This window comes from Streptomyces katrae, from assembly GCF_000966975.1.
Lineage (GTDB): Bacteria > Actinomycetota > Actinomycetes > Streptomycetales > Streptomycetaceae > Streptomyces > Streptomyces katrae.
Genome location: NZ_JZWV01001189.1, coordinates 1 through 5,954, shown reverse-complemented (window position 1 = coordinate 5,954; position 5,954 = coordinate 1). Strand labels below are relative to the sequence as shown.

Genomic DNA, 5,954 nt, shown 5'->3' with positions numbered 1-5,954 from the left:
CCGCCGGGCCCGCCTGGCGCCCCACGCGCCCGCCACGATGCCGCCCACCAGCACCGGGAGCACCTCGAGGACGAACGGCACCTGCGCCTCCCGCGTCAGTGCCATGGCCACGAACGTCACCGGCAGCGACACCGGGATCAGCGCCGCACACACCACCGCCTGCACCAACCCCCACCGCCGGCGCCCCCGCCCCGACCCGGGGGGCGAGACCATCCCGCGGGCGGCGAGGGCGTCCCCCACCTCCTGCACGGCCGGGTCCAGCATGGCGGCGTACCGCACCTGGTACAGCCAGCCGGACGGCGCGGCCCGCAGCGCCGACAGCACGGCCCGCTCGGCGGGGTCCGCACCGCGCGCCCGCCGGCCCTCGTGGACGATGCCCGGCCCGCCCGCCACCAGCCGGCCGTCCCCGAGCAGCGCGACGAGCGCCGCGTCCACGACGGTCCCGGGCCCGCCCGCCAGGAACGCCGCCTCGGACAGGTCGTGCGCCTCGGGGGTCCCGGGCACCCGCGCCCGCCGCGGCCCGAGCAGCAGCCCGAGGCTCGACAGGAGGACGGCGGCCCACACCGCCACGGCCAGAACGTTCACCGTCCGCCCCTCCCCACCAGCGCACGGGCCCACCGCACGAGCCGCCGGGGCGGCCGGGCCCCGGCCCGCTCCCGCCACCAGGCGGTGAGCCGCCGCCGCGCGGCCGGGTCGTCCGGCAGGTCCCGGATCAGCAGGTGTTCCGCGAAGTCCAGCGCGTCACGCCGGTAACCGGCCGTCATCGGACGCCGCCGCGCGTACGCCAGGAAGGCCGTGCGGAAGGCCTCGGGCCCGCCCAGGACCCCCGGCAGCTCGGGGGCGATCCTCTCCACCACGGAGGCCCGCTTGGCGGCCAGCGCCCGTGCCTGGATCCGCACCCGCCGCCGGTCGAACCCCTCGGGCACCGGCGTCCCGGCCACCAGCGCCGACAGCAGCGCGGCCTGCCCGAGCCCCACCCGCGTCCGCACGGCCTCCGCGACGGGCCCGGACCCCTCCTGACGCACCGCCACGGGCTCCCGGAGACGTACCGGAGCCGCCGCGCCCCCCGCCACCGCGCGGATCCGCTCCAGCTCCCCGGCCAGCTCCCGCTCCGCGGGGAAGTCGTCGTCCCGCTCCAGCAGCACCCCCGGCGGGTCCACCCGCTCGCGCAGCTCCGCCAGCACGTCGAGCACCACCGGCGGCACCGGGTGCGCGTGGGTGTCGTGCCAGACGCCGTCGCGCTCGATGCCCCCGGCCACGTGCACGTACGCCAGCGCCTCCAGCGGGATCGCGTCCAGCACGGCGGCGGGGTCCTCACCCCGGTTGACCCGGTTGGTGTGCAGGTTCGCCACGTCGATCAGCAGCCGTACACCGGTCCGTTCGACCAGCTCGGTCAGGAACTGCCCCTCGGTCAGCTCCTCCCCGGGCCAGGACACCAGCGCGGCGATGTTCTCCAGCGCCAGCGGCACCGGCAGCGCGTCCTGGGCGATCCGCACGTTCTCGCACAGCACGTCCAGGGCGTCCCTGGTCCGGGGCACGGGCAGCAGGTGCCCGGCCTCCAGCACGGGCGAGGAGGTGCGCACGAACGCGATGTGCTCGGTGACCAGGGGCGCCCCCAGCGCCACGGCCCGCTCCCCGAGCGCGGCCAGCTTCCCCGCGTCGGGCCGGTCGGCGCCCCCGATGCCCAGCGAGACCCCGTGCGGCACGACCCGTACGCCCCGCTCGCGCAGCCGCAGCAGGGACTCGGGCAGGTGGCCCGGACATACGTTCTCGGCCACCACCTCGACCCAGTCCAGCCCCTCCAGCCGCTCGACCGCAGCGGCGATCTCAGGCCTCCAGCCGATGCCCACCCCCAGGCGTGCCATGGGCTTCATGTCCCCCTCGCCCCCTCTCAAGGACTCCGTGCCGATGTGATGGCCCCGACGCGAACGGGTCAACCACCGGGAGGGGACGTTCAGAGCAACATTTGAGGTTCCCGAGGAGGGTCGCCTGAACGGCGCAGACGGCGGCGGTGTACTCGTGCTCGGTCGCGGTGTTTGAATGGGGGTCGTTCGTGGTCTGGCAAGGGAGAAGTGCTGTGCCCCTGGTGTCTGTCGTGATGCCCGTGTACAACTCGGCGGCGACCCTCGGTGCGGCCGTCCGGTCCGTGCTCGCCCAGACCCACAGCGACCTTGAACTGCTGGTCACCGACGACCGGTCCTCCGACGGCTCCATGGACCTGCTGCGCGAGTTCGCCGCACAGGACGAGCGCGTGCTGCCGGAGCGGGCACCCGAGCAGGGCGGCGCGGGCCGGGCCCGCAACCTCGCGATCGAGCGGGCCCGCGGTGACTACGTCGCCTTCCTCGACAGCGACGACATGTGGCTGCCGGAGAAGACCGAGAAGCAGCTCGCCTTCGCCGCGAAGGGCACCGCGCCGCTCACGTTCACCTCGTACTTCAAGATGGACGCCGACCACACCGGCGAGAGCACCGACTGGGTCCCCAACGGGCGCGTGGTCCGTGCCCGGGAGCACGTGGACTACCGCGCGATGCTGGTCCGAGACCACATCGGCGCTCTCACCGCCATGTACGACCGCAACGTCCTGGGCACGAGGCTGATGCCGGAAATGCGCAAGCGCCAGGACTACGCCCTCTGGCTGTCGATCATGCGGGACGGCGCCGACGCCCGCGGTCTGGCCGAGCCGCTCGCGGTGTACCGGGCCCACCAGGCGGGGTCCCTGTCGTCCAACAAGCTCTCGCTCGTCCAGTACAACTGGTCGCTGTACCGCGAGCACGAGCATCTGTCGGTCCCCCGGGCGACGCGGGCGCTGGCCGGCGCGGCCTGGCAGTCCTTGCGCAACTCGCGCATCTGACTCCATGCCGACGTGGCGTCCGGGGGCCCTCCCTACCGGTACCAGTCGCCCCGTGCGGGCAGGGCCCGGCGGAGGTAGTCCTCCGTCCCGCCGGCGGCCCACGACCGTCCGTCGGACTCGTGGTCCCAGACGAAGACCTCGCACCGCTCCGGGATCCGGACGGCGCCGAACAGGTCCCCTCCGCCGCTGTCCCCGAAGAACATCAGCGGCTCGAAGGGCATGTACAGCGAGGCGAACACCGGCGTCCCGCGCAGCTCCGCGTTCTGCCGGGCGATCCGCCGGGCACTCCAGACCACATCGGTACCGTGCCGCCCGACGACCCCGTCGCACTGCCGCAGCAGGCCGGCGAGGTCCCCGGGCAGGGGCTGCCCGAGTACCCGCTCCACCTCGGCGAGGTCCGCCTCGTCCGCCGGTCCGGCGAGCTCCGCCTCGGGCAGGAGGCCGAGGACCAGCTCCCGCCAGTTCACAGCCGGGCCCGCAGGGCCGGGTGGTCCGATACGACCGTGCAGCTGCCCGGGGCGATCTCCGTGAAGCCCGCGTCACGGACCACCGGGAGGCCGCTGCCGCTCAGTTCCGCCCAGCGCTCGCGCGGAGCGGTGCGGACGGCCAGGCGGAAGCCCGAGGCCTGCCACAGGGCGCGTTCCGCCGCCGTCAGCTCCCACCAGGCCAACTGCGCCCCGTGGCCCGCCTGGGCCATCGCCTTGCCGGCCGACATGCCGAGGTCCGGGTTCAGCCACAGCACCGGTACCCCCGGCTCCGGCGTGGGCGCCGGCTCCGGGTCGTCCAGGTCCGTGCCCGACACCTGGAGCTTGGCCAGCTCCTTGGGCCAGCCGTCCAGGGGCACCGGCGGGAAGACCCGTACCTCGGCCGCTCCGCCGTGGACCGTGACGCCCGGCAGGGCGGCGGCCTTGCGCCACTCCGCGCCGCGGGCCCTGCGGACCACCTTGCGGATCCGGGCGTCCTGCCAGTCGCGGACCGCCCGCGCCCACTCGCCCTCGCCGTGCGCGCGCTCGTCCGTGAGGAGGACCAGTACCGCCCGGGCCGCCGTCTCCAGGGCGTCCGTCCGGGCCGGCGGTTCGGCCTTCTCGATCCGCACGACCAGCGGCAGGACGAACTGCGGGGCCTCGTCGCGCAGTACGTGCTCCTTCCGGAAGGGGCTGTCCGCCCCGACCGCGGGTACCTCTGAGGTCTGGTTCGTGTGCTGGCTGCTCATCCCGTCAAGGATGCCAGGGTCCGTCTTGAGGAGGATGTCCCGGGTGGCCGCTCCGGGCGAGGATCATGTCCATGAAGAGCGACCTTTTCGCGAGTGAGAACCTGGCCCAGCCCGCGGCCGCGCCGGGGATGTCCCTGCAGAACGCCAAGTCCGTCAAGTACACCGTGAACGGCGAGATGCTCGCCCGGCAGGGCTCCATGGTCGCCTTCCGCGGCAATCTCCAGTTCGAACGCAAGGGCCAGGGCATCGGCGGCATGCTCAAGCGGGCCGTCACGGGCGAGGGCCTCGCGCTGATGTCCGTACGCGGGCAGGGCGAGGCCTGGTTCGCCCACCAGGCCGGCAACTGCTTCGTCATCGACTTCGAACCCGGCGACGCGCTCACCATCAACGGACGCAACGTCCTGTGCTTCGACGCGACGCTGTCGTACGAGATCAAGATGGTCAAGGGTGCCGGGATGACCGGCGGCGGCCTCTTCAACAGCGTCTTCACCGGCACCGGCAAGCTCGCCGTCGTCTGCGAAGGAAACCCGATCATCATCCCCGTCACGTCGCAGTCCCCCGTCTATGTGGACACGGACGCGGTCGTCGGCTGGAGCGCCCAGCTGGAGACCGGGCTGCACCGCTCCCAGTCCATCGGCTCGATGATCCGCGGCGGCTCCGGCGAGGCCGTCCAGCTGATGCTGCGCGGCGAGGGCTTCGTCATCGTCCGGCCCAGTGAGCACACCGAGACGGCGGCGGCGCACTGAACCTCACCGGAGTGGGCCGCCGCTACGGCCGGCGGCGGCCCTGGGTGCTGCGCGGGGTCGAGGCGCAGCTGCCGCCCGGGGCCCTGGTCCGGATCGAGGGCGGCAACGGCGGCGGCAAGTCCACCCTGCTGCGGCTCCTCGCGGGCATCGACACCCCGACCGAGGGGCGGATCACCGGCCGGGCGTCCCGGGTCGCGTACGTGCCCGAACGGTTCCCCGCCGTCCTGCCGCTGACCGCGCTGGCCTACCTGACCCACCTCGGCCGGGTGCACGGCCTCACCGGTGCCGAGGCGGCCCGGCGGGCGGCCGACGGGCTGGAGCGGTTCGGCGCCTCGGCCTACGCCCGCACACCACTGGCCGAACTGTCCAAGGGGAGCAGCCAGAAGGTGGCCGTCGCCCAGGCGCTGCTCGCCGAGCCCGGCCTGCTCGTCCTCGACGAGGCCTGGACAGGCCTGGACGCCCCCGCCCGCGCCGAACTGGACCGCGCCGTCACCGAACGCACCGCCGCCGGGGGCACGGTGGTCTTCGTCGACCACGACCCCGCCCGGCTCGCCGGCCTGCCCGACGCCCGCTACCGGCTGCGGGACGGGAGCCTGGAGGCCGTGACCGCCGACGCTCCCGCCGTACGGACCGCGGTGTCCGCCGTCCGGATCCGGGCGGTCGGGCCGCCCGGCAGTGTCCCGCCGCAGGGCGCCGTGGCCGCCCCCGGCGGCGGGATCCTGCTGACCGTCGGCGCCGACCGCTCGGACGCGGTGCTGCGCGAGCTGCTCACCGCCCGGCCGCCCTGGCGCATCCGCGCCGTGGAGGAACTCCCTTGACCGCCCTGCTCCGCTACCAGGGGGCGCTGCTGCTGCGCTCCCAGCGCTGGCTCGCCCCCTTCGCCGTGTACGCCGTCTTCGTGGGCATCGGCATCCAGCCCGGCGACCGGACGCTGGACTCCCTCGGCTACGCCGCCGCCGGGCTGGTCCCGCTGACGGCCTGGCTGGTCCGCGTCTGCGTCACCGCCGAGCCCCCGGCGGCCCGCGCCTGCACCGCCGCCGCGGCCGGCCCGGCCCGGGTGCACGCGGCGGCCCTGCTGACGGGCCTCGCCGGGGCCCTGCTCACCGGGGTGCTCGCCGCGGCCTACCCCCTGCTGGCCGGCGAC

Annotated in this window: 7 protein-coding genes and 1 pseudogene; 4 read left to right on the top strand and 4 right to left on the bottom strand. The window is 74.8% G+C overall.

What is annotated here, in order from left to right; genetic code table 11:
* Both VR44_RS34715 and VR44_RS34710 read right to left on the bottom strand, forming a co-directional pair.
* The coding region (locus VR44_RS34715) for a TIGR04222 domain-containing membrane protein (protein ID WP_169791073.1) at positions 1-585 on the bottom strand (585 nt) is incomplete at its 3' end.
* On the bottom strand, positions 582-1,874 hold the full coding sequence (locus VR44_RS34710) for an MbnB/TglH/ChrH family RiPP precursor modification enzyme (protein ID WP_045951625.1): 1,293 nt from the start codon (positions 1,872-1,874) through the stop codon (positions 582-584). The genes VR44_RS34710 and VR44_RS34715, both read right to left, overlap by 4 nt.
* Before the next feature lie 203 nt (positions 1,875-2,077).
* Here VR44_RS34710 and VR44_RS34705 point away from each other — a divergent pair, with 203 nt between their 5' ends.
* Positions 2,078-2,851: a glycosyltransferase family 2 protein gene (locus tag VR44_RS34705; protein WP_045951624.1), complete on the top strand. Its 774-nt coding sequence runs from the start codon at positions 2,078-2,080 to the stop codon at positions 2,849-2,851.
* A 32-nt stretch (positions 2,852-2,883) separates the two neighbouring features.
* On the opposite strand, the gene VR44_RS34700 is transcribed toward VR44_RS34705, so the two are convergent.
* Positions 2,884-3,318, bottom strand: coding sequence for an SMI1/KNR4 family protein (locus VR44_RS34700; RefSeq protein ID WP_045951623.1), 435 nt, complete (start codon positions 3,316-3,318; stop codon positions 2,884-2,886).
* Entirely contained in the window at positions 3,315-4,064 is a 750-nt protein-coding gene (locus tag VR44_RS34695) for a peptidyl-tRNA hydrolase (RefSeq protein WP_045951622.1), read from the bottom strand. Before VR44_RS34695 ends, VR44_RS34700 begins: the two co-directional genes overlap by 4 nt.
* Before the next feature lie 71 nt (positions 4,065-4,135).
* Between VR44_RS34695 and VR44_RS34690 the strand changes: the two genes are divergently transcribed.
* The 3 genes and pseudogenes from VR44_RS34690 to VR44_RS34680 form a co-directional block, all read left to right on the top strand.
* Positions 4,136-4,810: an AIM24 family protein gene (locus VR44_RS34690; protein ID WP_045951621.1), complete on the top strand. Its 675-nt coding sequence runs from the start codon at positions 4,136-4,138 to the stop codon at positions 4,808-4,810.
* Positions 4,807-5,628, top strand: coding sequence for an ABC transporter ATP-binding protein (locus VR44_RS34685; RefSeq protein ID WP_045951620.1), 822 nt, complete (start codon positions 4,807-4,809; stop codon positions 5,626-5,628). Before VR44_RS34690 ends, VR44_RS34685 begins: the two co-directional genes overlap by 4 nt.
* A pseudogene (locus tag VR44_RS34680) lies at positions 5,625-5,954 on the top strand (ABC transporter); the annotation flags it as partial. The gene VR44_RS34685 and the pseudogene VR44_RS34680, both read left to right, overlap by 4 nt.